Origin of the sequence: Streptomyces sp. NBC_00414, assembly GCF_036038375.1 — a bacterium.
Taxonomy (GTDB): Bacteria; Actinomycetota; Actinomycetes; order Streptomycetales; family Streptomycetaceae; genus Streptomyces.
The window spans coordinates 7,841,403-7,864,320 of sequence record NZ_CP107935.1 but is presented as its reverse complement, the minus strand read 5'-3'; the positions used below and the strand labels follow the sequence as shown (position 1 = coordinate 7,864,320).

Genomic DNA, 22,918 nt, shown 5'->3' with positions numbered 1-22,918 from the left:
CGGGGACCGGAACGCGGGACGGAGGCCGGAGGACGGCGCGAAGACTGGAACCCGGCGTGGACACGGCCTGTGAAGGCCCCGGACATCCGGGCGACATGTACTGTTCCCTGTCCGTCAGGCGGACCTCGGGGGCATTCGGCACGGAGTGCCGGATACGGTGTAAGCACCATGAGCGCATCGCAGACCTCTGACGTTCCCACTCTCCTCGTCAAGATCTTCGGCAAGGACCGCCCCGGTATCACCGCCGGGCTCTTCGACACTCTCGCCGCCTACTCGGTCGACGTGGTCGACATCGAACAGGTCGTCACCCGTGGCCGGATCGTGCTGTGCGCGCTCGTGACGCATCCGCCGGCCGGCCTGGAGGGCGACCTGCGTGCCACCGTGCACAGCTGGGCGGACTCGATGCGGTTGCAGACCGAGATCATCTCCGGTCACGGCGACAACCGGCCCCGCGGGCACGGCAGGTCGCTGGTGACCGTGCTCGGACATCCGCTCACCGCGGAGTCGACGGCCGCCATCGCCGCCCGGATCACCGGGGCGGGCGGCAACATCGACCGTATCTTCCGGCTGGCCAAGTACCCCGTGACCGCGGTCGAGTTCGCCGTGTCCGGTACGGAGCCCGAAGAGCTGCGGACCGCTCTGGTGACCGAGGCGGCGGCGCTCGGCGTCGACATCGCGGTCGTCGCGGCCGGACTGCACCGGCGAGCCCAGCGCCTGGTCGTCATGGACGTGGACTCCACGCTCATCCAGGACGAGGTCATCGAGCTCTTCGCGGCGCACGCCGGCTGCGAGGCCGAGGTCGCCGAGGTGACGGCGGCCGCGATGCGCGGCGAGCTGGACTTCGAGCAGTCCCTGCACGCGCGCGTGAAGCTGCTCAAGGGGCTCGACGGCTCCGTGGTGGACAAGGTGCGCAGCGAGGTGCGGCTGACACCCGGGGCGCGCACGCTGATCCGTACGCTGAAGCGGCTCGGCTTCCAGGTCGGGGTCGTCTCGGGCGGGTTCACCCAGGTGACGGACGATCTGAAGGAACGGCTCGGACTCGACTTCGCCCAGGCCAACACGCTGGAGATCGTCGACGGGAAGCTGACGGGCCGGGTCATCGGCGAGATCGTGGACCGGGCGGGCAAGGCGCGGCTGCTGCGCCGGTTCGCCGCGGAGGCGGGCGTACCGCTCTCCCAGACGGTGGCGATCGGTGACGGGGCCAACGACCTGGACATGCTCAACGCGGCCGGTCTCGGAGTCGCCTTCAACGCCAAGCCGGTGGTGCGCCAGGCGGCGCACACCGCGGTGAACTTCCCCTTCCTGGACACGGTCCTCTACCTGCTGGGCGTGACGCGCGAAGAGGTCGAGGCGGCGGACATGCACGTGGACTGAGGCCTCCGCGAGCACCTGGGGGCCTCCCGCGACAGGGACGGGGCCCGGCACCACGCGCTGGTGCCGGGCCCCGTCCGCGCTCACGGTGTGTTCACTCGGACGGGTCCCAGTAGTCGAGCAGCGTGGCCGTGCCGGGCTCCAGGCTCTTCCACGAGCCGGCGAAGGAGAGCACGGCGAACGCGGCGGGGTGGAACTCGCGGTGGCTCGCTCCCTCCTGCGCGTCACCCTCGGACCGGCCGCCGGCCAGGATGTCGGCGAGGCCCTGCACTCCTGGGTTGTGGCCGATCAGGAGGGCGTTCCGCACGTCGTCGGGGGTTTCGTTGAGCACGGCGATCAGCTCGCCCGGGGAGGCTTCGTAGAGCCGCTCCTCGTACACCGTTTTCGGTCGGTGCGGCAGTTCCTGGACGGCGAGCTTCCATGTCTCACGGGTCCTGGTCGCGGTGGAGCAGAGGGCCAGATCGAAGGGGATGCCGGAGTCGGCCAGCTTGCGTCCGGCGACGGCGGCGTCCTTGCGGCCCCGCTCAGCGAGCGGACGCTCGTGGTCGGGCACCTCGGGCCAGTCGGCCTTCGCATGCCGGAAAAGGACAATCCTGCGGGGTTCTGCGACGCTCATGGTTCCCAGCTTCGCATGAAACACGCCACGGGGCGCAGGGAGTTGATGCGCTGCCCCACCATGAGGCCCGGGGAGCTCACGGGCCCTGGCGCGGCACTGTCTCAGGAGCCTTGGCGCGGCACGATCTCAGGAACCCTGGTGCAGCACTATCTGCTGGATCCGCTCGAAGAGGCTGCCGACCGCCGGGTCGGTGCCCGCCGCGTGGGCGTCCGCGGGGTTCAGCAGCAGCAGGAGGAGCGCCGCGAAGGCCAGCGCGGGGAGGAGGAGCGCCCACCAGGGCAGTCGCGTATCGACGCCGCGCCCGGTCGCCGGGTGGGGCGGGGTGTGCGTTGGGGCCGACATGCCGCCTCCGTGGGGCTTCGAGTGCTCCGTGGTCCGCGTCCTCGCGGTCACATCTCGAAGGTACGGACTCGGGAACCCTCAACCCATCCGGTGATCCACCCACTTGACCCTGACACTCGCCCCCTAGGGGACGGTGGGGGTAACCCCACCATCGGGGCCGGTCGGGTTCGCTCCGCCACCGTCGGGGCCCTTCGGTCCCACGCGTCACGGCTCGTTCAGGGTGAGGCGATGGACGCGATGACGCCGATGACCACGAAGATGAGGAGGAACGCGCCGAAGACGAGCAGCATCTTCTTCTGGCCGTTCTTGGGGTTCGGATCGAGCACGGGCATGCGCCCAGTCTCGCACTCCTGGCCCGGCACCTCACCGGTGGGGTCGGCACCCGGGGCGGTCACGGCGCGGGCCGGGGCGGTCGCCGCGCGGGCCCGGCGGGGGTCGCGGCGTGGGCCCGGCGGGGGTCACGGCGCGGGCCCGGCGGGGGCCACCGCACGGGCCCCGGGGCGGGTCAGCGCGCGGCGGCCTCGTCCTCCACCGTGCGGTCGCGGCCCGCCAAAACACCCACCACGATCTGCGGGACCATCAGGCCCGCCATGAGCGCGATCGGCAGCCCCCAGCCGCCGCTGTGCTGGTAGAGCACGCCCACCAGCAGCGGGCCGGGGATCGAGATGAGGTAGCCGGTGCTCTGCGCGAAGGCCGAGAGCTGCACGACCCCCGCTCCGGTCCTGGCCCGCATGCCGACCATGGTGAGGGCCAGCGGGAACGCGCAGTTGGCGACACCGAGCAGCAGGGCCCACGCCCAGGCGCCGGCGGCCGGGGCGAGATAGAGCCCCGCGTAGCCGGCGAAACCGCAGAGGCCGAGGGCGATGACGATCGGCCCCTGGTGGGGCAGCCGGGTGGCCAGCCGCGGTATGACGAAGGCCAGGGGCACACCCATCACCATCGTGACCGCGAGCAGCAGTCCTGCGGTGCCCGCCGGGACGCCGGCGTCCCGGAAGATCTGTGCCATCCAGCCCATCGTGATGTACGCGGCGGTGGCCTGCAGCCCGAAGAAGACGGCGAGCGCCCAGGCGGTGCGGCTCCGGGTGATCCGCAGCGGGGCGGCCTCCTGACGCGCCCCTGGAAGCGCTCCGGAGGTCGAGGGCGAGGAAGGGGCGGCGGGGGCGGCCTCGACGGACAGGGGCGTGCCCTTGGCCCGTGCGAGAGGGATCCAGGGCAGGACGGCGACGGCCGCGAGTGCCGCCCAGACGGCGAGGCCCGACTGCCAGTCGCCGCCCAGGGCCCGCGTCATGGGCACGGTGACGGCGGCCGCTGCGGCGGTGCCGAGCGCCAGGGCCATGGAGTAGAGGCCGGTCATGGTGCCGACCCGGTCCGGGAACCAGCGCTTGACGATCACCGGCATGAGGACGTTGCTGACGGCGATGCCCATGAGCGCGAGGGCACTGGCGACCAGGAAGCCCGCCGTGCCCCCGACGAAGGGCCGCAGCACCAGGCCCGTACCGATCGCCAGCATCCCGGCGCAGACCACGGCGGCGGGTCCGAAGCGACGGGCGAGGCGCGGCGCCATGACGCCGAAGACGGCGAAGCAGAGCGGCGGTACGGAGGTGAGGAGTCCGGCCACGCTGCCGCTCATGCCCAGTCCGTCGCGCACCTCTTCGAGGAGGGCGCCCAGGCTGGTGATGGCGGGACGCAGGTTGAGGGCGGTCAGGACGATGCCGACGATCACCAGACGCGTCATCCACGCGCGCGTGGGGGGCGTGCGCGGGTCCGCGTCCTGCGCGGAGCTGCGTATCGGTATCGATGGGGACACGGTCGTCCGGGTTTCCTCGCCAGTCATGAACCCCATCATAGAATCATGGGATGATTGGTTGTCCAACCCCCTGGCGCGAAGGACCGTCATGCCCCTGAGCCACCCCCGCCGTTCGGCGCTGTCCGAGCAGGTCATCGCCGCTCTGCGGAACCAGATCACCTCGGGCGAGTGGCCGGTGGGCTCCCGCATCCCCACCGAGCCCGAGCTGGTCGAACAGCTGGGGGTCGCCCGCAACACGGTCAGGGAGGCCGTGCGCGCCCTCGCGCACAACGGTCTGCTCGACATCCGCCAGGGTTCGGGCACCTACGTGGTGGCGACCAGCGAACTGGCCGGCGTGATGCACCGCCGTTTCGCGGACGCCGACCCGCGGCACATCGCCGAACTGCGCTCCACGCTGGAGTCGAGCGCGGCGAGGCTGGCCGCCGAGCGCCGTACCGAGCGCGATCTCAAACAGCTGGACGCACTCCTCGTACGCCGGGAGGAGGCGTGGGAGTCGGGTGACACGGAGGCCTTCGTGAGCGCCGACACGACCTTCCACCTGGCCGTGGTCGCCGCGTCCCACAACGACGTCATGACGGCGATGTACGCGGACCTGGGCGAGGTCGTGCGCGACTGGCTGCGCGAGGACATCGGCGAGGAGCTGACGCCCGGGACGCACATGGACCACACGCGCCTGGTGGACGCGATCCGTGCGGGCGACGCGCAGACGGCGGCCTCGGAGGCGGCCGGCTATCCGTTCCTGTGCCGCCCGGGGCGGCCTGGGCCGCCGGAGCGGTCCGGACGGCCGGGGGACGTCACTTCTGGTGGCTGACCCACGCGGAGCGGACTTCCTTCCAGCAGCGACCGGTCAGCCGGACGTTCTGCGCGGGTCCTGCCTCGACCCTCGCCCCGTCGGCGTCGATGTCCCACCAGCGGTCACACTCGATGTGCAGGCCGATCCGGTCGGGTTCCGGGTACGGGTTGTGGCAGTCCGCCGTCACATGTGAGCCGTCGACGACGGTCCGGCACCTCGCTCCGAAGGGCCGTTCCTGAGCGGGCACGCGCGCGTGGGGCGTCGTTCCCGTGCTGTGCGCGGCGTGCGAGGCGGTGTGTGAGGCGGCGTCGCAGGGCACCGCGAGCAGCAGGGTCAAAGCGGCGAACAGCGCAGCGGGGGGTGCTGCGAAGCCGTTTCTGTGGAGCCGATGTATGCATCGGGCCTGGGACAGGCGCACAAAGGGACCTCCTCGGCTGGGCTGGGGAGGGCATCTCGGGAGATCTCGGGGGGAGAACTCCTACTCCAGAGTGGGCCGTCACCCCCCTCGGCCGCCCGGCCGGTGGGGCCGAACGGGTGACGCCCCGTTCCCCGCGCACTGCGGGGAACGGGGCGCCGACACCGTGGAAGAACCTTCGCGGGAGCGGTTACGCGCCGATCGCGTGCAGCCCGCCGTCGACGTGGATGATCTCGCCCGTGGTCTTCGGGAACCAGTCGCTGAGCAGGGCGACGACACCGCGGCCGGCCGGCTCGGGGTCCTTGAGGTCCCACTCCAGCGGCGAGCGGTGGTCCCAGACGGCGGCCAGCTCGGTGAAGCCCGGGATGGACTTGGCGGCCATCGAGCCGAGCGGACCGGCCGAGATGAGGTTGGAGCGCACGTTCTGCTTGCCCAGGTCGCGGGCGAGGTAGCGGTTCGTGGCCTCCAGGGCGGCCTTGGCCGGGCCCATCCAGTCGTACTGCGGCCAGGCGTACTGGGCGTCGAAGGTGAGGCCGACGACCGAGCCGCCGCCGTTCTGCATCAGCGGCAGGCAGGCCATGGTCAGCGACTTCAGGGAGAAGGCGGAGACGTGCATGGCCGTGGCGACCGACTCGAACGGCGTGTTCAGGAAGTTGCCGCCCAGGGCGTCCTGCGGGGCGAAGCCGATGGAGTGCACGACGCCGTCGAGGCTGCCCAGCTCCGCGCCCACGACCTCGGCGAGCCGCCCGAGGTGCTCGTCGTTGGTCACGTCGAGCTCGATGACCTTGGTGGGCTTGGGGAGCTTCCTGGCGATGCGCTCGGTCAGGGTGGGCCGCGGGAACGCGGTCAGGATGATCTCCGCACCCTGCTCCTGGGCCAGCTTCGCGGTGTGGAAGGCGATGGACGCCTCCGTCAGCACCCCGGTGATCAGGACGCGCTTGCCCTCAAGAATTCCACTCATGGTGATCAGTGACCCATTCCCAGTCCGCCGTCTACGGGGATGACGGCTCCAGTGATGTAAGACGCCTCGTCCGAGGCGAGGAACCGCACCGTTGCGGCGATCTCCTCGGGCTGCGCGTACCGGCCGAGCGGCACCTGCTTCACGATGGCCTCGCGCTGCTCGTCGGTGAGCGCCTTGGTCATGTCGGTGTCGACGAAACCGGGCGCGACGACGTTGAAGGTGAGGTTGCGCGAGCCCAGCTCGCGGGCGAGCGAGCGAGCGAACCCGACCAGGCCGGCCTTGGAGGCGGCGTAGTTCGCCTGGCCCGCCGAGCCGAGCAGGCCGACCACCGAGGAGATGAGGACGACGCGGCCCTTCCTGGCCCGCAGCATGCCGCGGTTGGCCCGCTTCACGACCCGGAAGGTGCCCGTGAGGTTGGTGTCCAGGACGGACGTGAAGTCCTCCTCGGACATCCGCATCAGCAACTGGTCCTTGGTGACACCCGCGTTGGCGACGAGCACCTCGACCGGGCCGTGCGCGGCCTCGATCTCCTTGTAGGCCTGCTCCACCTGCTCGCTGTCGGTGATGTCGCACTTGACCGCGAGGCAGCCCAGTTCGGTGAGGGCGGCCGGGGGCTCGCCCGAACGGTATGTGATCGCGACCTTGTCGCCCGCGTCGGCGAATACGCGGGCGATGGCGAGGCCGATGCCCCGGTTTCCTCCGGTGACGAGAACCGAGCGGCTCAACGGATCACCCTTTCGATAGCCGGTCTGGTACCTCAAAAACCTATCGGTACGGTCAGCCTCGCGGAGAATCGGGCACCGACAGTGGCTCGGGGGACTCCCTGTGGGGTCCCTACAGAAAAGTGTGGCCGCCGGGCCCGCCCGCGCGACATGATCGGACCGACAGGCGACAACAAGGGAGACCTCCGTGCCCCATTCCATCGACGAAGCCTTCACGGCACTGCCGCTACGGGCCCTGGCCGACGCGGCGCTCGCGCGGGCCCGGGCGCTCGGCGCCGACCATGCGGACTTCCGGTTCGAGCGGGTGCGCAGCGCGTCCTGGCGGCTGCGGGACGCGAAGCCCGCGGGATCTTCGGACACGACCGACCTCGGGTACGCGGTGCGGGTCGTGCACGGCGGCACCTGGGGGTTCGCCTCCGGCGTCGACCTGACGATGGACGCCGCCGCGAAGGTGGCTTCGCAGGCCGTGGCGATGGCCAAGCTGTCGGCGAAGGTGATCAAGGCGGCGGGATCCGACGAGCGGGTCGAGCTGGCGGACGAGCCGGTGCACGCCGAGAAGACATGGATCTCCTCGTACGAGATCGACCCCTTCTCCGTACCGGACGAGGAGAAGGCCGGGCTGCTGGCCGAGTGGAGTGCGCGGCTGCTCTCGGCGGACGGTGTCAGTCATGTGGACGCCTCGCTGATGACCGTGCACGAGAACAAGTTCTACGCGGACACGGCCGGCACCGTGACCACCCAGCAGCGGGTCCGGCTGCACCCCCAGCTGAACGCCGTGGCCGTCGACGAGTCGAGCGGCGAGTTCGACTCGATGCGCACGATCGCGCCGCCCGTCGGACGCGGCTGGGAGTACCTCACGGGCACCGGCTGGGACTGGGAGGCGGAACTCGGGCGGATCCCGGAGCTGCTCGCCGAGAAGATGCGGGCGCCGAGCGTCACGGCGGGGGTGTACGACCTGGTCGTCGACCCGTCCAACCTGTGGCTGACCATCCACGAGTCCATCGGCCACGCCACCGAGCTGGACCGCGCGCTCGGTTACGAGGCCGCGTACGCCGGGACCTCGTTCGCCACCTTCGACCAGCTGGGCAAGCTGCGGTACGGCTCCGAGCAGATGAACGTGACGGGCGACCGCACCGCCGAGCACGGGCTCGCGACCATCGGGTACGACGACGAGGGCGTCGCCGGTCAGTCCTGGGACCTGGTGAAGGACGGCACGCTCGTCGGCTACCAGCTGGACCGCAGGATCGCGAAGCTGACCGGTTTCGAGCGGTCCAACGGCTGCGCGTACGCCGACTCCCCCGGCCATGTGCCCGTACAGCGCATGGCGAACGTGTCGCTCCGGCCCGATCCGGCGGGGATGTCCACCGACGACCTCATCGGGAGCGTCGACCGCGGGATCTACGTCGTCGGCGACCGGTCCTGGTCGATCGACATGCAGCGCTACAACTTCCAGTTCACCGGCCAGCGGTTCTTCAAGATCGAGAACGGGCGGATCACGGGCCAGCTGCGGGATGTCGCCTACCAGGCGACGACCACGGACTTCTGGGGCTCGATGGCGGCCGTCGGCGGCCCGCAGACCTACGTCCTGGGCGGTGCCTTCAACTGCGGCAAGGCTCAGCCGGGCCAGGTCGCGGCGGTCTCGCACGGCTGCCCGTCGGCCCTCTTCAAGGGCGTCAACATCCTCAACACCACGCAGGAGGCCGGTCGATGAGTCCTCGTACGAACAAGCCGCACGAGATCGTCGAGCGCGCCCTCGAACTGTCCCGGGCGGACGGGTGCGTCGTCATCGCCGACGAGCAGTCGACCGCCAACCTGCGCTGGGCCGGCAACGCGCTGACCACCAACGGCGTCACGCGCGGGCGCACGCTGACCGTCGTCGCGACGGTCGACGGCCGCGAGGGCACCGCCTCCGGAGTGGTCTCGCGCTCCGCCGTGACCGCCGACGAGCTGGAGCCGCTGGTGCGGGCCGCCGAGGCCGCGGCACGGGGCGCCGGTCCCGCGGAGGACGCGCAGCCGCTCGTCGAGGGCGTGCCCGCCTCCCCCGACTTCACGGACGCGCCCGCCGAGACCTCGTCGGCCGTGTTCACGGACTTCGCTCCCACGCTCGGCGAATCGTTCGCACGCGCGCGGGCGGGTGGCCGCGAGCTGTACGGCTTCGCCAACCACGAGCTCGTCACCAGCTACCTGGGTACGTCCACGGGGCTGCGGCTGCGCCACGACCAGCCCAACGGGACGCTGGAGCTGAACGCCAAGTCGCCGGACCGTACGCGCTCGGCGTGGGCCGGCCGCTCCACGCGGGACTTCAAGGACGTGGACCCGGCGGCGCTCGACGCCGAGCTGGCCGTCCGGCTGGGCTGGGCGGAGCGTCGTGTCGACCTGCCCGCCGGGCGGTACGAGACGCTGCTGCCGCCGACCGCCGTGGCCGACCTGATGATCTACCAGATGTGGTCGGCGGCGGCCCGGGACGCGGCGGAGGGCCGGACGGTGTTCAGCAAGCCCGGCGGCGGCACCCGCGTCGGCGACCGGCTCACCGACCTGCCGCTGACCCTGCGCAGCGACCCGCACGAGGCCGGGCTCGAAAGCGCCCCCTTCGTGCTCACGCACTCCTCCGGGGACGACGCCTCCGTCTTCGACAACGGACTGCCGCTCGGCGCCACGGAGTGGGTCCGTGAGGGCGAGCTGAAGCGTCTGACGAGCACCCGGCACAGCGCGGGCCTCACCGGGCTGCCGGTGGCCCCCGGCATCGGCAACCTCATCCTCGACGGCGGCGACGACACGTCCCTGGAGGAGATGGTCGCCGCGACGGAGCGCGGGCTGCTGCTGACCTGCCTCTGGTACATCCGCGAGGTCGACCCGGCGACGCTGCTGCTGACGGGGCTGACCCGGGACGGCGTCTACCTCGTGGAGAACGGCGAGGTCACCGGCGAGGTGAACAACTTCCGGTTCAACGAGTCGCCGGTGGGTCTGCTGGGGCGGGCGACCGAGGCGGGCCGGACGGAGAAGACGCTGCCGCGCGAGTGGAGCGACTGGTTCACCAGGGCCGCGATGCCCGCGCTGCGGGTGCCGGACTTCAATATGAGCTCTGTCAGCCAGGGCGTATAACCTCGACGGATACGCTCGGTGAGTGGCCTCGCCGGGCGGCCCCGCGGTCGGCTGTCGCCCGGCTGTCGGGCCGCTCCGGGGTCATGACCGCCCGAAGATCATCCAAGGAGACGCGAGAACCGTGACGGACATCGTCGACGAGCTGAAGTGGCGCGGGCTGTTCGCCCTGTCCACCGACGAGAACGCATTGCGCAAGGCGCTCGCGGACGGTCCCGTCACGTTCTATTGCGGCTTCGACCCCACCGCGGCCTCGCTGCACGTCGGACACCTGGTGCAGGTACTCACCATGCGCCGCCTGCAGCAGGCGGGCCTGCGCCCGCTGGCCCTGGTGGGCGGGGCGACCGGCCAGATCGGCGACCCGCGCCCGACGGCGGAGCGCACGCTCAACGACCCGGAGACGGTCGCCAACTGGGTCGGCCGGCTGCGCGGCCAGATCGAGCCGTTCCTGTCCTTCGAGGGCGAGAACGCCGCGGTCATGGTGAACAACCTGGACTGGACGGCCGGTCTCTCGGCCATCGAGTTCCTCCGGGACATCGGCAAGCACTTCCGCGTCAACAAGATGCTCACGAAGGACTCGGTCGCCCGGCGCCTGGAGTCCCAGGAGGGCATCAGCTACACGGAGTTCAGCTACCAGCTGCTCCAGGGCATGGACTTCCTGGAGCTGTACCGGCGGTACGGCTGCACGCTCCAGCAGGGCGGCAGCGACCAGTGGGGCAACCTCACGGCGGGCCTGGACCTGATCCACCGGCTGGAGCCGGACGCCGAGGCGCACTGCATCGCGACGCCGCTGATGGTCAAGGCGGACGGCACCAAGTTCGGCAAGACCGAGGGCGGGGCCGTCTGGCTCGACCCGGAGATGACGACGCCGTACGCGTTCTACCAGTTCTGGCTGAACGTGGACGACCGTGACGTCTCGACGTACATGCGGATCCTGTCCTTCAGGTCCCGGGCGGAGCTCGAGGAGCTGGAGAAGCAGACCGAGGAGCGTCCGCAGGCGCGTGCGGCGCAGCGTGCGCTGGCGGAGGAGCTGACGACGCTGGTGCACGGGGCCGACCAGACGGCCGCCGTGATCGCCGCGTCGCGGGCGCTGTTCGGGCAGGGGGAGCTGGCCGGGCTCGACGCGGCGACGCTCAGCGCGGCGCTGTCCGAGCTGCCTCGTGTGCGGGTGTCCGGGACGGGGGCCGTGATCGACCTGTTCGCCGAGGTCGGGCTGGTGGCGAGCAAGTCCGCCGCGCGGCGGACGGTGAAGGAGGGGGGCGCCTACGTGAACAACGTGAAGGTCGCCTCCGACGATGCGGTCGTCGGTGCGGGGGATCTGCTGCACGGGCGGTGGCTGGTGCTTCGGCGGGGCAAGAAGTCGCTGGCCGCCGTGGAGGTTGTGCCCTCCTGAGGGCGTCGAAAGCAAAAGGATTGCGCCGTTCCCCGAGCCCTCGACAAGGGGTGCGGGGAACGGCGCAATCCTTTTGCTTTGTGTCAGGCTCTTTGTTTGTTGCCCTTCATCGCTGTGTAGAGCATGTCTCCCAGGAAGACGATGACGATCGCGGCGACGAGTTGGAGGGCGTGACGGCCCCAGTCGATCCCGCTGGTCTCGCCGATGCCGAAGCCGCGGGCGATCGCGTTGCCCACGATCGCGCCGATGATCCCGAAGATCGTGGTGAGCCAGAGCGGACTGTGCTGCTTGCCAGGAATGATCGCCTTGGCCAGCAAGCCCAGTACGAATCCCACGATGATCGCCCACAACCAGCCCATGGCTGCCTCCTATACGGCTCTACGCGAGCATTACGCCCAGTGTCGGCCCGAGTGCGGTACGGCGCATGTCGGGCACCGCCGTACGCGGTACGGCGCAGTCGTCCCCACCCGGACCGGAGCCGACCCGGTCTCGTAGGCGGCGCAGCCGCGGCGTAACGTTGTTTCCGGTACGGGCCGGGGAGCGTCCGAGCAGGCGGGGTGGTGGAACGTGATGCGGAAGCAGAGCGATGCCGAGGTCTTCCGGATCACCGGGGCCAGGCAGGGGCTCGCCGACGACGTAAGGGGCAGGCAGCGGCGGTACATCATCTCGATGTCCGTCCGTACGGTCTCCGTGATCCTCGCGGCCACGCTCTGGAATGTCGAGCGGCATGTCGCCGTCGTTGCGCTGGTGCTCGGCGTGCTGCTCCCCTACATCTCCGTCGTGATCGCCAACGCCGGCCGGGAGAACGCGCCCTCTCTGCCCTCCACTTTCGTGACCGCTCCCACCCGTCCGATGCTCGCGAGTCCGGTCGTCGGCGGCGTCGCGGAACCCGTCCCGGAAGACCTCGCGGCCGGTCCCGGCACGCCTTTGCGGGACGAGCCGCACGAGCGCGCCTGAGCACGCGGAACCCGCCGAAAGCGGAATCCGAAACCTCTGCCAAGCTCAAGAAAAGCTCAGATCAATCATGTTGTTCCGTTGCCGGGCGATGGGTTACCCGTGACATACTTGGTACGCGCTCCGCATCCCCCGTCGGAGCGACAGACCGACGCCGGGCAGCTCCCCCCGTGGCTGCTCGGCGTCGCCTTTTTGGACTCGTGAGCACTCGACTAGTGTCGAGGACGTGATCCTGAACGTCCCCGGTTCCGAGCCGTCGTCCCCGTCCTCCCCGATCTGCTCCGCCAAGGGCTGCCGGGCCGACGCCGTGTGGGTGCTCGCCTGGAACAACCCGAAACTCCACACGCCGGAACGCCGAAAGACATGGCTCGCGTGCGAGGAGCACCGTGACCATCTGTCGAAGTTCCTGAGCGTCCGCGGTTTCCTCAAGGACGTGGTGCCCCTGGCGGAATGGGAGTCTCCGGAGCAGCCGCCCGCCGGCTGAACGACAAGCCGACGGGCTGGTTGCCGACGGGCCGAGCGGTCAGCCGCCGATCGCCGACATCGGACGGTCCGGCTGTACGAAGGAAGGGTCGTCGAGGCCCGCTCCGGCCTTCTTCCCCCACATCGCCAGCCGCCAGATCCGGGCGATCTCCTCGTCCGACGCGTCCGAGCGGAGCGCCGCCCGCAGGTCGGTCTCCTCCTGGGCGAAGAGGCAGGTGCGGACCTGGCCGTCCGCCGTCAGCCGCGTACGGTCGCAGGCCGAGCAGAACGGGCGGGTGACCGAGGCGATCACTCCGACCCGGTGCGGACCGCCGTCCACGACCCAGCGCTCGGCCGGTGCCGAGCCCCGCTCGTCGGAGCCCTCTTCCGTCAGCTCGAAGCGTGTGCGCAGCGAGGTGAGGATGTCACCGGCGGTGACCATGCCGTCGCGCTTCCAGCCGTGCTGGGCGTCGAGGGGCATCTGCTCGATGAACCGCAGTTCGTAGTCGTTCTCCACGGCCCAGGCGAGCAGGTCCGGGGCCTCGTTCTCGTTCAGTCCGGGCATCAGTACGGAATTGACCTTGACCGGCGTCAGTCCCGCGGCGCGGGCCGCTTCGAGGCCCTCGATGACGTCCTTGTGTCGGTCACGGCGGGTGAGGGTCTTGAAGACGTCCGGGCGCAGCGTGTCCAGCGAGACGTTGACACGGTCGAGGCCCGCCGCCTTGAGGGCGGTCGCGGTGCGCCTGAGGCCTATGCCGTTCGTCGTCAGGGACATCTGCGGACGGGGATCGAGGGCGGCCACGCGCTCCACGATCCCGACCAGGCCGGGGCGCAGAAGAGGCTCACCGCCGGTGAAGCGGACCTCGGTGATGCCCAGCCGGGTCACCGCCATGTCGATGAGGCGGACGATCTCGTCGTCCGTGAGCAGGTCGGGCTTGGCAAGCCACTGCAGGCCCTCCTCGGGCATGCAGTACGTGCATCTGAGGTTGCACCGGTCGGTCAGTGAGACGCGCAGGTCGGTGGCCACCCGGCCGTAGGTGTCGATGAGCACGTGGGCCCCCTCCCTCGATACGGACCGCGATACGGACCGACAGTTCCGAACGGCCGGACTGCTTCGAACGACCGGACTGCTTCGAACGATCAGTCGACCCGATACCAGCGAGCCTACGTGAAAGGACCGACAACAGGGGTGGCCCGATCCCACGAGACGCACCGGGGCCGCGTCGTAGATCCCTACGACGCGGCCCGGTGCGTGACGGTCGGGGCCTGACGGCCGGTGTCCGACGGTCAGTGCGCTCCGGTGCCGGTGAGGGAGCGGACCTCCAGCTCGGCGTACTTGCCGGCGTCCGGTTCCTCCTTGGACAGGAGGGTGCCGAGGTAGCCCAGCAGGAAGCCGACGGGGATCGAGATGATGCCCGGGTTCTCCAGCGGGAACCAGTGGAAGTCGACGTCCGGGAACATCGAGGTGGCCTTGCCCGAGACGACCGGCGAGAAGAGCACCAGGCCGACCGCGGTGGTGAGACCGCCGTAGATCGACCACAGCGCGCCCTGGGTGGTGAACCGCTTCCAGAACAGGCTGTAGAGGATCGTCGGCAGGTTGGCGGAGGCGGCGACCGCGAAGGCCAGGGCGACGAGGCCCGCGACGTTGAGGTCACGGGCGAGGGCGCCGAGGCCGATGGAGACGACGCCGATGCCGATGGTGGCGTAGCGGGCGGCGTTGAGCTCTTCCTTCTCGGTGGCCTGGCCCTTCCTGATGACGTTCGCGTAGATGTCGTGGGCGAACGACGAGGAGGACGCGAGGGTCAGACCGGCAACCACCGCGAGGATCGTGGCGAAGGCCACCGCGGAGATCGTGGCGAGCAGGATCGCGCCCCAGGCCGAGTCGACGCCGCCGAGGTGCAGGGCGAGCAGTGGCGCGGCCGTGTTGCCCGCGGGGTTCGACTCGACAATCTCCGCCTTCGAGATGAGGGCCGCCGCGCCGAACCCGAGCGCGATGGTCATCAGGTAGAAGCCGCCGATGATGCCGATCGCCCAGTTCACGGACTTACGCGCGGCCTTGGCGTTGGGCACGGTGTAGAAGCGGATCAGGATGTGCGGCAGACCCGCGGTGCCCAGCACCAGGGCGATGCCCAGCGAGATGAAGTCGATGCTGGAGGTGGTCGTGAGCCCGTACTTCAGGCCGGGTTCCAGGAACGCCGCGCCGCTGCCGCTGTTCTCGGCCGCCTTGCCGAGCAGGTCCGAGACGTTGAAGTCGAACTTGAGCAGCACCAGGAAGGTGATGAGCAGGGTGCCGCTGATGAGCAGCACGGCCTTGACCATCTGGACCCAGGTGGTGCCCTTCATGCCGCCGATGGTGACGTAAAGGATCATCAGGACGCCGACCAGGGCGACGATGCCGACCTTTCCGGCGTCGGTGGTGATGCCGAGCAGCAGCGAGACCAGGACGCCCGCGCCCGCCATCTGCGCGAGCAGATAGAAGATCGAGACGACGATCGTGGAGGTGCCCGCCGCGGTACGGACCGGGCGCTGGCGCATGCGGTAGGCGAGGACGTCGCCCATCGTGTAGCGGCCGGAGTTGCGCAGCGGTTCGGCGACCAGGAGCAGCGCCACCAGCCAGGCGACCAGGAAGCCGATGGAGTACAGGAAGCCGTCGTAGCCGAAGAGGGCGATGGCGCCCGCGATGCCGAGGAACGAGGCGGCGGACATGTAGTCGCCGGAGACGGCGAGCCCGTTCTGGAAGGCGCTGAACGAGCGGCCGCCGGCGTAGAAGTCGGAGGCGTCCTTGGTCTGCCGGCCCGCCCAGACGGTGATGACGAGGGTCGCGACGACGAAGACCGCGAACAGGGAGATGATCAGCGGCCGGTGCTCGCTGGCCTCCCCCGCCGCGAGCTGCGCCTGCGCGAGCTGGACCTGAGTGATCGCGGGGCTCATGCGCCGCCCTCCATCCGGGACTTGATCGCCTCGGCCTTGGGGTCGAGCTTGGACGAGGAGTGCCGCTCGTACCACCAGGCGATGAGGAACGTGGTGAGGAACTGGGCGAGGCCCAGCACGAAGGCAACGTTGAAGTTGCCGAACAGCTTGGTGCCCATGAAGTCGTCCGCGTAGATCGACAGCAGGACGTACAGCAGGTACCAGCTGATGAAGCCGATGGTCAGCGGGAAGGCGAAGGAGCGGTGGGCGCGGCGCAGTTCACCGAACTCGGCGCTCTCCTGCACCTCGACGAACTCCGCTGTGGACGGGAGATGAGGTTCGGCTTTCGAGGGGGGTGGTGCGTCGGTGGCCACGGAGTCTCCTCGCGTTGCGGGTGCGGTTGCGGCGTCGGACGGGGGTGTGTCCGGATCGGGGGACGGGCTGGGTACGGGCATGGCTGATTTCTGACCTCACGGTGACGTGGATCACGTGGGCCGGGTGGCGATGCTAGGTCCCCCGGGCGTGATCCAACAGGGGGCTCGACGGTGCTCGTGCTCCCTGCTCAACGTCACGGCGCCGCACGGGGAGCGGTTCAACTCCGGGCACTTCTTTCGGAACTCGACTCCGGCGTTTCACAAGACATCCCCGTAAGTCATTGCTGGCCAGGGACGACGGGAGATAGCTTCGGCCCAGCACCACCCGTCATGTACCTGCCCGAGCAGCACCCTGTGTTCGGGCCGGTTCCTTTTCCGGATGATGTGGAGATCCCATGGCTCATCTGCGCTCCAGACGCCGCCTCGCCCTCGCCGTGCCCGTCGTGCTGTCGCTCACCGCCACGCTCGGATTCCTGCCGGGCGCCGCTTCGGCCGCCCCTCAGCAGTCCGCGCCCGCCGTCACCGCGGCCGACGGGCCGAACCTCGCGTACGTGGTCAACACGAAGACGGACCACCGCACCATCGGGTCGGTGAAGAAGGCGATCGTCGCGGCCGGCGGCACCGTCGTCGTCACGTACGACAGGATCGGCGTCATCGTCGCGCACTCGGCCAACCCCGGGTTCGGGCAGCAGCTCCGCGCCGTGCGCGGCGTCCAGTCCGCCGGTGCCACCCGTACGACCCCGCTGACCGCCGCGGGTACGACGGACGAGGGCGCCGCCGACTACCTGTCGGCCGCCGAGGCCGCCAAGGTGAAGGCCGCCGCCACCCCCGAGAGCGAGCCCCTTGAGGCCGACCAGTGGGACCTGCGCGCGATAGGCGCCGACAAGGCCGCGAAGATCAACCCGGGCAGCAGGAAGGTCACGGTCGCCGTGATCGACACGGGTGTCGACGACACGCACCCGGACCTGGCCCCCAACTTCTCCGCCAAGCAGTCCGCCAACTGTGTGGGCGGCGTGGCCGACACGAGTGCGGGCGCCTGGCGTCCGTACACCGCCGAGGACTACCACGGCACGCATGTCGCCGGTGAGATCGCCGCCGCCCGCAACGGCATCGGCGTCGCCGGTGTCGCGCCCGGTGTGAAGGTCTCCGGCATCAAGGTCAGCGACCCGGACAACGGGCTCTTCTACCCGGAGAGCGTCGTCTGCGCCTTCGTGTTCGCCGCCGACCACGGCGTGGAGATCACGAACAACAGTTACTACGTGGACCCGTGGCTCTACAACTGCATGGACGACCCCGACCAGAAGGCGATCGTCGACGCGGTCAACCGGGCCCAGCAGTACGCCACGAAGAAGGGCACCCTGCACCTCGCGTCGGCCGGCAACTCCAACCACGACCTGGCCTCGGACGCCATCGTCGACGAGTCCAGCCCCGACGACTCGACGCCGGTCACCCGCACGATCGACCCGCACGAGTGCTTCGACGTACCGACCCAGCTGCCGGGTGTCGTCACGGTGAGCGCGACCGGCGTACAGAACCTCAAGTCGTACTACTCGACGTACGGCAAGGGTGTCATCGACATCGCCGCTCCCGGTGGTGACCGGCTCTACCAGATCCCGGACACCCCGTCGAAGAACGGCCGCATCCTCTCCACGATGCCGAACAACCAGTACGGCTTCCTGCAGGGCACGTCGATGGCGTCGCCGCACGCCGCGGGTGTCGCCGCGCTGCTCAAGTCCGAGCACCCGTGGGCGAGTCCGGCCCAGCTGCAGGCGCTGCTGAAGGCCCAGGCGGACAACCCGGGCTGCCCGGACTCGTACGACCAGGACGGCAACGGCACGCAGGACGCCGTCTGTGAGGGCGGCAAGCGCGTGAACGGCTTCTACGGCTTCGGCATCGTCAACGCGCTGAAGGCGGTCAAGTAGCCCGATCCGCAAGGGACTTCCCGAACGGCACGGCACGCACGGCCCGCACCACCCGCACGGCACGCACAGCCCGCACGGCACGCAAGGCCCGCACGAACTCGCGAACACGAACTGGAGACAGCATGACCGCGCCTACTACGCGCTCGCGCCGCTTCATAGCCATCCCGCTGGGAATGGCCATGGCCACGGCTCTCGCCTTCCTGCCGAACGTCAGCGCGTCCGCCGCTCCGGCGGACAGCGCGGCGGACGTGGCGAAGCAGATCTCGGCGGAGGCCACCCCGCTGAGCTACGTCGTCAACGTCCGCTCCGGGCACGGGGTTTCCTCCCAGGTGAAGAAGGCCATCGCCAAGGCCGGCGGCACGATCGTGACGTCGTACGACCGGATCGGCGTGATCGTCGTCCACTCGTCGAACGCCGACTTCGCCAAGACGATCCGCAAGGTGCACGGGGTGCAGTCGGCGGGCTCGACGCGTACGGCGCCGCTGCCCGCGCAGTCCACGACCGACGTCGGCACCCCGAAGACGCTCACCGCGGACGAGATCGCGGACGTCGAGGCCGCTGCCGGACAGGACCCGCTGGAGCCCCTGCAGTGGGACCTGCCCGCCATCAAGGCGGACAAGGCCCACGAGAAGACGCTCGGCAGCAAGAAGGTCACCGTCGCCGTCATCGACACCGGCGTCGACGACACGCACCCCGACATCGCGCCGAACTTCGACCGCAAGGCGTCCGTCAACTGCGTGTCGGGCAAGCCGGACACCACCGACGGCGCCTGGCGGCCGAGTGCCGCCGAGAGCCCGCACGGCACGCACGTGGCGGGCGAGATCGCCGCCGCGAAGAACGGTGTCGGCGTCACCGGTGTCGCGCCCGGCGTGAAGGTCTCCGGCATCAAGGTCTCCACGACGGCCGGCTTCTTCTACACGGAGGCCGTCGTCTGCGGCTTCATGTGGGCGGCCGAGCACGGCGTGGACGTCACGAACAACAGCTATTACACCGACCCGTGGTACTTCAACTGCAAGAACGACCCGGACCAGAAGGCGCTCGTCGAGGCCATCTCCCGGGCGACGCGGTACGCGGAGAAGAAGGGCACGGTCAACGTCGCCGCGGCGGGCAACGAGAACTACGACCTCGCCGCCGACGAGATCACCGACCCGGTCTCGCCCAACGACTCGACCCCCTCGGACCGTGTCATCGACCCGTCCGAGTGCCTCGACATCCCGACCCAGCTGCCGGGTGTCGTCACGGTCGCCTCCACCGGCGCGAAGGGCATCAAGTCGTCCTTCTCCAACCACGGCCTGGGCGTCATCGACATCGCCGCCCCCGGCGGCGACTCGACGCGCTTCCAGACCCCGGCCCCGCCCGCCACCAGCGGCCTGATCCTCGGCCCGCTGCCGGGCGGCTCGTGGGGTTACATGGCCGGTACGTCGATGGCGTCGCCGCACGTCGCGGGCGTCGCGGCCCTGATCAAGTCGACGCACCCGCGCGCCTCGGCGGCCCTGGTCAAGGCGCTGCTGTACGCGGAGGCCGACGCCACGCCGTGCACGGACCCGTACGACATCGACGGCGACGGCAAGATCGACGCGGTCTGCGAGGGCTCGAAGAACCGCAACGGCTTCTACGGCTGGGGCACCGCGGACGCGCTGGACGCGGTGACGAAGTAACACTCACCGCGTGAGCCGAGGGGCCGGGCAGCCGTGTGCTGTCCGGCCCTTCGTCATGCCGCTGCGGCGCACCCGGCACACTGCGCCCATGACCGCCACCGACTTCGCCTGGGCAGCGCTGGGCGACGACCCCGCGCTGCCGTCCCGGATCACGACCGCCGCACGGCCCGGAACGCTCCCGTCACGACTGCCCGTACGGGCCATGGCGCGGGCCTGCGTGGGAGTGTGCGCGCCGGCCGCCGCCGAGCTGGGCGCGCGACGGGCGGGACGGCCGGACGACGTTCCCGCGGTGGACGTGCTGCGCGTCGATCCGCCGGGACTGCCGGAACTCGCCGGCCGGCACGCGGACACCGGTTTCGGAAACCGGTCCGCCACGCTCGACCTGACGACCGACCGGCAGGTCTTCGAGAACCTGCTCGCCACCGCGGACGTCGTCGTGACCGGCTACCGCCCGGGCGCCCTCGACCGGTTCGGGCTCTCCGCCCGGGCGCCGGCCGAGCGGCGGCCGGGGATCGCGGCGGGCCGGATGCGCGCGGTGGGGAGGCCGGCCCCGGCCCCTGGCTCGCGGGACGGACAGCGCGCTGGGCCCGCTGCGGTACGCCCTGCCGCCGGTGTCCTTCGAGGGCGGGCCGCGGACATGGGCGCGACCGCCCGGCCCCTGCGGTTCGGATTCCCCGCGCTGGGGCTGAGTAACGGGGCGGGCGTGAGCGTATGAATGGGCGGAATGCCCGTGGGGCGGGTGGAATGCCGTTCCACCAGTTGTTTTCCAGGACTTGCCCGGATCTGGGACGACTGGTGAAGATCTTGGGGTGAGTTCGATACGACCGACTGCCGACACGGGTGGCGAGGCGGGTGGCCAGACGAGTGGCCGGGCGGGTGCTCCCCGGGTGAGCGCGGCCTCCGTACAGCGTTCCGTGACCGTCCTCGCCCTGGTGGCGCTGGCCGCGCTGATCCCCCTGCTCGGACCGCCCGTCGCCCTGAGCGGCACGGGCGAGGCCGCCGCGCCCGGGGTGGGCGGGATCGCGCTGCTGCGGGCGGTCCTGTTCGCGGCGGTGTGCGTGTCGGCCGGCGAGGTCTTCGTCACCCGGCTGGCGCGTCGGGTGCCCGGCGCCCCGCGTGAGGACGCGCCGCGCGGCTGGGCCCCGGTCGCGGCCGCCGCCGGTTTCGTCGCCGCGCTCGGTCTCGCCTCGGTGGTGGCCACCGGGAATCTGGTGCCGCACCGACTCTCCGACATGGACATCGGCGGGCTCTACCAGTCGAGGGACGGCGCGCTCGCGCTCCTGGAGGTCAACGCGTTCGTCGTGATGGGCCTGTGCGCCCTGTCGCGCCGTCCGGGCACCCAGGTGTGGCCGCTGGCCGCGGTGGCCGTCGCGGAGGCGCTGCGCGCCCATCCGACGACCGAGCAGAGTCCGCTGATCGGTTCGGGTCTGACGCTCGTTCATGTGACCTGTGCGGCCCTGTGGGCGGGCGGGCTGCTGTACGTACTGCGCACGCTGCTCCGCTGGCGGCACACCGCCCCCGGGGAGGGTGCCGCGTTGCTGGGGCTCTACGCGCGCGTGGCGGCCGTTCTGCTCGCCGTGATCACCACGACGGGCGTGTGCAGCACCCTGCGCCGGATGCCGCCCGGCACCGTACTGGACCAGCTGACGACGACGGCGTACGGGCGCACGCTGCTCGCGAAGGTGCTCCTCGTGGTCGTCGTCGCCGCCCTGGCGCTGTGGGCCAGGCGCCGGCTGCGCCGGGCGGCCGACCCGCTCACCGCCTACTCCCCCGCGCGCGCCGAGGTCGTGGCGCTGGGGCTGGTGGTGGCGGTCTCGGCCCTGCTCACGGCGGTGCCGGTACCGATCCGCTGGTGACCGCTCGGCTCGCAGGGGCCGGTCGGCGGGAGCCGGGCGGTCGGATTCGGGCGGTTGAGGCCGGGCGGTTGAGGCCGGTCAGCTGGTGCCGGTCAGTCGGTGCCTGCCAGTTTGGTACCTGTCAGTCGGTGACCATGACCTTGAGCGCGGTGCGTTCGTCCATCGCCTTGTAGCCGTCCGGTACGCCTTCCAGACCGACGGTCAGGTCGAAGACGGGCGAGGGGTCGATGGTCCCGTCCAGCACGTCGGGCAGCAGTTCCGGGATGTAGGCGCGGACGGGCGCGACCCCGCCGCGCAGGGCGATGTTCCGGTCGAACATGACGCTCAGGTCGAGGCCGGTACCGCTGCCGTGCGGCACTCCGACGAAGCCGATGGCGCCGCCGTCACGGGCGATGTTCACGGCCGTGCTCATCGACTGCTCGGTGCCGACCGCCTCGACGACGGCGTGGGCTCCCTGGCCGCGGGTGAGTTCACGGACCGCCTCGACGGCCGCGTCCCCGCGTTCGGCGACGACATCAGTGGCACCGAAACGGCGCGCGATGTCCGTACGCGTCTCATGGCGGCCCAGCGCGATGATCCGCTCGGCGCCGAGGCGCTTGGCGGCGAGCACGGCGCACAGGCCGACGGCGCCGTCCCCGACGACGGCGACCGTGACTCCGGGGCAGGCGCCCGCCCCGAGGGCCGCGTGGTGACCGGTCCCCATGACGTCGGAGAGGGTGAGCAGGGCGGCCAGCAGACGGTCGTCGGAGGCGGCCTCGGCGGGCAGCGCGACGAGCGTGCCGTCGGCGTACGGGACGCGCACGGCCTCGCCCTGCCCGCCGTCCGACCCCACGGAGCCCCAGAACCCGCCGTGTTCGCAGGAGGTGGTGAGTCCTTCGCGGCAGTGGTCGCAGACGCCGTCGGACCACATGAAGGGCGCGACGACGAGATCGCCCCGGCGGACCGTGGCCACCTCGGCGCCGGTCTCCTCGACGATCCCGAGGAACTCGTGCCCGATGCGCTGGCCGGGCTTGCGCTCCGACTCGCCCCGGTACGCCCACAGGTCGCTGCCGCAGACGCAGGAACGCAGCACCCGCACGACCGCGTCGCCCGGCCGCCGCACCACCGGGTCCGGAACGTCCTCCACCCGCAGGTCGAACGGGGCGTGGATGGTGGTGGCGCGCATGCGGGGTCCTGCTTCCGGCTCAGGTGGTGACGTGCTCAGGGGTGACGTGCACAGGTGGCCACGTGCACAGGTGGCCACGTGCACAGGTGGTGACGTGC

General features: G+C 70.7%; 23 protein-coding genes. 11 read left to right on the top strand and 12 right to left on the bottom strand.

Going from position 1 to position 22,918, the window contains the following annotated elements:
- The first annotated feature begins 168 nt into the window (after window positions 1-168).
- Complete coding sequence (gene serB / locus OHS59_RS34200) at window positions 169-1,374, top strand: phosphoserine phosphatase SerB (RefSeq protein ID WP_328497211.1); 1,206 nt, start codon at window positions 169-171, stop codon at window positions 1,372-1,374.
- Window positions 1,375-1,465: 91 nt separating this feature from the next.
- On the opposite strand, the gene OHS59_RS34195 is transcribed toward serB, so the two are convergent.
- The 4 genes from OHS59_RS34195 to OHS59_RS34180 all read right to left on the bottom strand — a co-directional run bounded on the left by OHS59_RS34195 (window position 1,466) and on the right by OHS59_RS34180 (window position 4,175).
- A complete protein-coding gene (locus tag OHS59_RS34195; RefSeq protein WP_328497210.1) occupies window positions 1,466-1,987 on the bottom strand; it encodes a SixA phosphatase family protein in 522 nt (173 codons plus the stop codon).
- A gap of 126 nt (window positions 1,988-2,113) precedes the next feature.
- Window positions 2,114-2,329: a hypothetical protein gene (locus OHS59_RS34190; protein WP_328497209.1), complete on the bottom strand. Its 216-nt coding sequence runs from the start codon at window positions 2,327-2,329 to the stop codon at window positions 2,114-2,116.
- A 215-nt stretch (window positions 2,330-2,544) separates the two neighbouring features.
- Window positions 2,545-2,661, bottom strand: coding sequence for an SGM_5486 family transporter-associated protein (locus OHS59_RS34185; RefSeq protein WP_107017780.1), 117 nt, complete (start codon window positions 2,659-2,661; stop codon window positions 2,545-2,547).
- A 173-nt stretch (window positions 2,662-2,834) separates the two neighbouring features.
- The gene (locus OHS59_RS34180) at window positions 2,835-4,175 is read right to left on the bottom strand and encodes a CynX/NimT family MFS transporter (RefSeq protein WP_328497208.1); all 1,341 of its coding nucleotides are present in this window, start codon (window positions 4,173-4,175) and stop codon (window positions 2,835-2,837) included.
- A gap of 49 nt (window positions 4,176-4,224) precedes the next feature.
- On the opposite strand from OHS59_RS34180, the gene OHS59_RS34175 reads away from it, so the two are divergent.
- Window positions 4,225-4,947 carry a FadR/GntR family transcriptional regulator gene (locus OHS59_RS34175; RefSeq protein ID WP_328497207.1) on the top strand — a complete coding sequence of 241 codons (723 nt, stop codon included), beginning with the start codon at window positions 4,225-4,227 and terminating at the stop codon, window positions 4,945-4,947.
- On the opposite strand, the gene OHS59_RS34170 is transcribed toward OHS59_RS34175, so the two are convergent.
- The 3 genes from OHS59_RS34170 to fabG all read right to left on the bottom strand — a co-directional run bounded on the left by OHS59_RS34170 (window position 4,931) and on the right by fabG (window position 7,030).
- Complete coding sequence (locus tag OHS59_RS34170) at window positions 4,931-5,266, bottom strand: hypothetical protein (protein WP_443061548.1); 336 nt, start codon at window positions 5,264-5,266, stop codon at window positions 4,931-4,933. The two genes, OHS59_RS34175 and OHS59_RS34170, sit on opposite strands and share 17 nt — an antisense overlap.
- 268 nt (window positions 5,267-5,534) lie before the next feature.
- Window positions 5,535-6,305, bottom strand: a complete 771-nt coding sequence (fabI, locus tag OHS59_RS34165) for an enoyl-ACP reductase FabI (protein ID WP_328497206.1) — start codon at window positions 6,303-6,305, stop codon at window positions 5,535-5,537.
- 5 nt (window positions 6,306-6,310) lie between these two features.
- Entirely contained in the window at window positions 6,311-7,030 is a 720-nt protein-coding gene (fabG, locus tag OHS59_RS34160; RefSeq protein ID WP_328497205.1) for a 3-oxoacyl-[acyl-carrier-protein] reductase, read from the bottom strand.
- A 184-nt stretch (window positions 7,031-7,214) separates the two neighbouring features.
- Between fabG and OHS59_RS34155 the strand changes: the two genes are divergently transcribed.
- The 3 genes from OHS59_RS34155 to tyrS all read left to right on the top strand — a co-directional run bounded on the left by OHS59_RS34155 (window position 7,215) and on the right by tyrS (window position 11,519).
- Window positions 7,215-8,738, top strand: coding sequence for a TldD/PmbA family protein (locus tag OHS59_RS34155; RefSeq protein WP_328497204.1), 1,524 nt, complete (start codon window positions 7,215-7,217; stop codon window positions 8,736-8,738).
- Window positions 8,735-10,129: a metallopeptidase TldD-related protein gene (locus tag OHS59_RS34150; protein WP_328497203.1), complete on the top strand. Its 1,395-nt coding sequence runs from the start codon at window positions 8,735-8,737 to the stop codon at window positions 10,127-10,129. Before OHS59_RS34155 ends, OHS59_RS34150 begins: the two co-directional genes overlap by 4 nt.
- A 121-nt stretch (window positions 10,130-10,250) precedes the next feature.
- Window positions 10,251-11,519, top strand: coding sequence for a tyrosine--tRNA ligase (tyrS, locus tag OHS59_RS34145; protein ID WP_328497202.1), 1,269 nt, complete (start codon window positions 10,251-10,253; stop codon window positions 11,517-11,519).
- An 83-nt stretch (window positions 11,520-11,602) separates the two neighbouring features.
- On the opposite strand, the gene OHS59_RS34140 is transcribed toward tyrS, so the two are convergent.
- Window positions 11,603-11,878, bottom strand: coding sequence for a GlsB/YeaQ/YmgE family stress response membrane protein (locus OHS59_RS34140; protein WP_328497201.1), 276 nt, complete (start codon window positions 11,876-11,878; stop codon window positions 11,603-11,605).
- A gap of 211 nt (window positions 11,879-12,089) precedes the next feature.
- On the opposite strand from OHS59_RS34140, the gene OHS59_RS34135 reads away from it, so the two are divergent.
- Both OHS59_RS34135 and OHS59_RS34130 read left to right on the top strand, forming a co-directional pair.
- Window positions 12,090-12,476: a DUF3099 domain-containing protein gene (locus OHS59_RS34135; protein WP_328497200.1), complete on the top strand. Its 387-nt coding sequence runs from the start codon at window positions 12,090-12,092 to the stop codon at window positions 12,474-12,476.
- A 223-nt stretch (window positions 12,477-12,699) separates the two neighbouring features.
- Complete coding sequence (locus OHS59_RS34130; protein ID WP_328497199.1) at window positions 12,700-12,957, top strand: hypothetical protein; 258 nt, start codon at window positions 12,700-12,702, stop codon at window positions 12,955-12,957.
- Between the two features lie 39 nt (window positions 12,958-12,996).
- On the opposite strand, the gene moaA is transcribed toward OHS59_RS34130, so the two are convergent.
- The 3 genes from moaA to OHS59_RS34115 all read right to left on the bottom strand — a co-directional run bounded on the left by moaA (window position 12,997) and on the right by OHS59_RS34115 (window position 16,219).
- Window positions 12,997-13,986: a GTP 3',8-cyclase MoaA gene (gene moaA / locus OHS59_RS34125; RefSeq protein ID WP_328497198.1), complete on the bottom strand. Its 990-nt coding sequence runs from the start codon at window positions 13,984-13,986 to the stop codon at window positions 12,997-12,999.
- A gap of 236 nt (window positions 13,987-14,222) precedes the next feature.
- Window positions 14,223-15,866, bottom strand: coding sequence for a solute symporter family protein (locus OHS59_RS34120; protein WP_328497197.1), 1,644 nt, complete (start codon window positions 15,864-15,866; stop codon window positions 14,223-14,225).
- Entirely contained in the window at window positions 15,863-16,219 is a 357-nt protein-coding gene (locus OHS59_RS34115; RefSeq protein WP_107017768.1) for a DUF485 domain-containing protein, read from the bottom strand. The genes OHS59_RS34120 and OHS59_RS34115 overlap by 4 nt, the downstream gene beginning before the upstream one ends.
- 395 nt (window positions 16,220-16,614) lie before the next feature.
- On the opposite strand from OHS59_RS34115, the gene OHS59_RS34110 reads away from it, so the two are divergent.
- The 4 genes from OHS59_RS34110 to OHS59_RS34095 all read left to right on the top strand — a co-directional run bounded on the left by OHS59_RS34110 (window position 16,615) and on the right by OHS59_RS34095 (window position 21,655).
- On the top strand, window positions 16,615-18,141 hold the full coding sequence (locus tag OHS59_RS34110; RefSeq protein ID WP_328497196.1) for a S8 family peptidase: 1,527 nt from the start codon (window positions 16,615-16,617) through the stop codon (window positions 18,139-18,141).
- 122 nt (window positions 18,142-18,263) lie between these two features.
- Window positions 18,264-19,799 (top strand): S8 family peptidase, encoded by a 1,536-nt coding sequence (locus OHS59_RS34105; RefSeq protein WP_328497195.1) that lies wholly within the window; start codon window positions 18,264-18,266, stop codon window positions 19,797-19,799.
- A gap of 88 nt (window positions 19,800-19,887) precedes the next feature.
- Window positions 19,888-20,514, top strand: a complete 627-nt coding sequence (locus OHS59_RS34100) for a CoA transferase (RefSeq protein WP_443061547.1) — start codon at window positions 19,888-19,890, stop codon at window positions 20,512-20,514.
- A 94-nt stretch (window positions 20,515-20,608) separates the two neighbouring features.
- A complete protein-coding gene (locus tag OHS59_RS34095; protein ID WP_443061546.1) occupies window positions 20,609-21,655 on the top strand; it encodes a CopD family protein in 1,047 nt (348 codons plus the stop codon).
- A 121-nt stretch (window positions 21,656-21,776) separates the two neighbouring features.
- Here the strand turns inward: OHS59_RS34095 and OHS59_RS34090 are convergent, their stop codons facing one another.
- Window positions 21,777-22,820, bottom strand: a complete 1,044-nt coding sequence (locus OHS59_RS34090; RefSeq protein WP_328497194.1) for a zinc-dependent alcohol dehydrogenase family protein — start codon at window positions 22,818-22,820, stop codon at window positions 21,777-21,779.
- Between the last annotated feature and the right edge of the window lie 98 nt (window positions 22,821-22,918).

Coding starts and splice junctions, on each gene's coding strand:
- serB (WP_328497211.1), top strand. CDS start 169: ATGAGCGCATCGCAGACCTCTGACGTTCCCACTCTCCTCGTCAAGATC.
- OHS59_RS34195 (WP_328497210.1), bottom strand. CDS start 1,987: ATGAGCGTCGCAGAACCCCGCAGGATTGTCCTTTTCCGGCATGCGAAG.
- OHS59_RS34190 (WP_328497209.1), bottom strand. CDS start 2,329: ATGTCGGCCCCAACGCACACCCCGCCCCACCCGGCGACCGGGCGCGGC.
- OHS59_RS34185 (WP_107017780.1), bottom strand. CDS start 2,661: ATGCCCGTGCTCGATCCGAACCCCAAGAACGGCCAGAAGAAGATGCTG.
- OHS59_RS34180 (WP_328497208.1), bottom strand. CDS start 4,175: ATGATGGGGTTCATGACTGGCGAGGAAACCCGGACGACCGTGTCCCCA.
- OHS59_RS34175 (WP_328497207.1), top strand. CDS start 4,225: ATGCCCCTGAGCCACCCCCGCCGTTCGGCGCTGTCCGAGCAGGTCATC.
- fabI (WP_328497206.1), bottom strand. CDS start 6,305: ATGAGTGGAATTCTTGAGGGCAAGCGCGTCCTGATCACCGGGGTGCTG.
- OHS59_RS34150 (WP_328497203.1), top strand. CDS start 8,735: ATGAGTCCTCGTACGAACAAGCCGCACGAGATCGTCGAGCGCGCCCTC.
- OHS59_RS34140 (WP_328497201.1), bottom strand. CDS start 11,878: ATGGGCTGGTTGTGGGCGATCATCGTGGGATTCGTACTGGGCTTGCTG.
- OHS59_RS34135 (WP_328497200.1), top strand. CDS start 12,090: ATGCGGAAGCAGAGCGATGCCGAGGTCTTCCGGATCACCGGGGCCAGG.
- OHS59_RS34120 (WP_328497197.1), bottom strand. CDS start 15,866: ATGAGCCCCGCGATCACTCAGGTCCAGCTCGCGCAGGCGCAGCTCGCG.
- OHS59_RS34110 (WP_328497196.1), top strand. CDS start 16,615: ATGGCTCATCTGCGCTCCAGACGCCGCCTCGCCCTCGCCGTGCCCGTC.
- OHS59_RS34105 (WP_328497195.1), top strand. CDS start 18,264: ATGACCGCGCCTACTACGCGCTCGCGCCGCTTCATAGCCATCCCGCTG.
- OHS59_RS34100 (WP_443061547.1), top strand. CDS start 19,888: ATGACCGCCACCGACTTCGCCTGGGCAGCGCTGGGCGACGACCCCGCG.
- OHS59_RS34090 (WP_328497194.1), bottom strand. CDS start 22,820: ATGCGCGCCACCACCATCCACGCCCCGTTCGACCTGCGGGTGGAGGAC.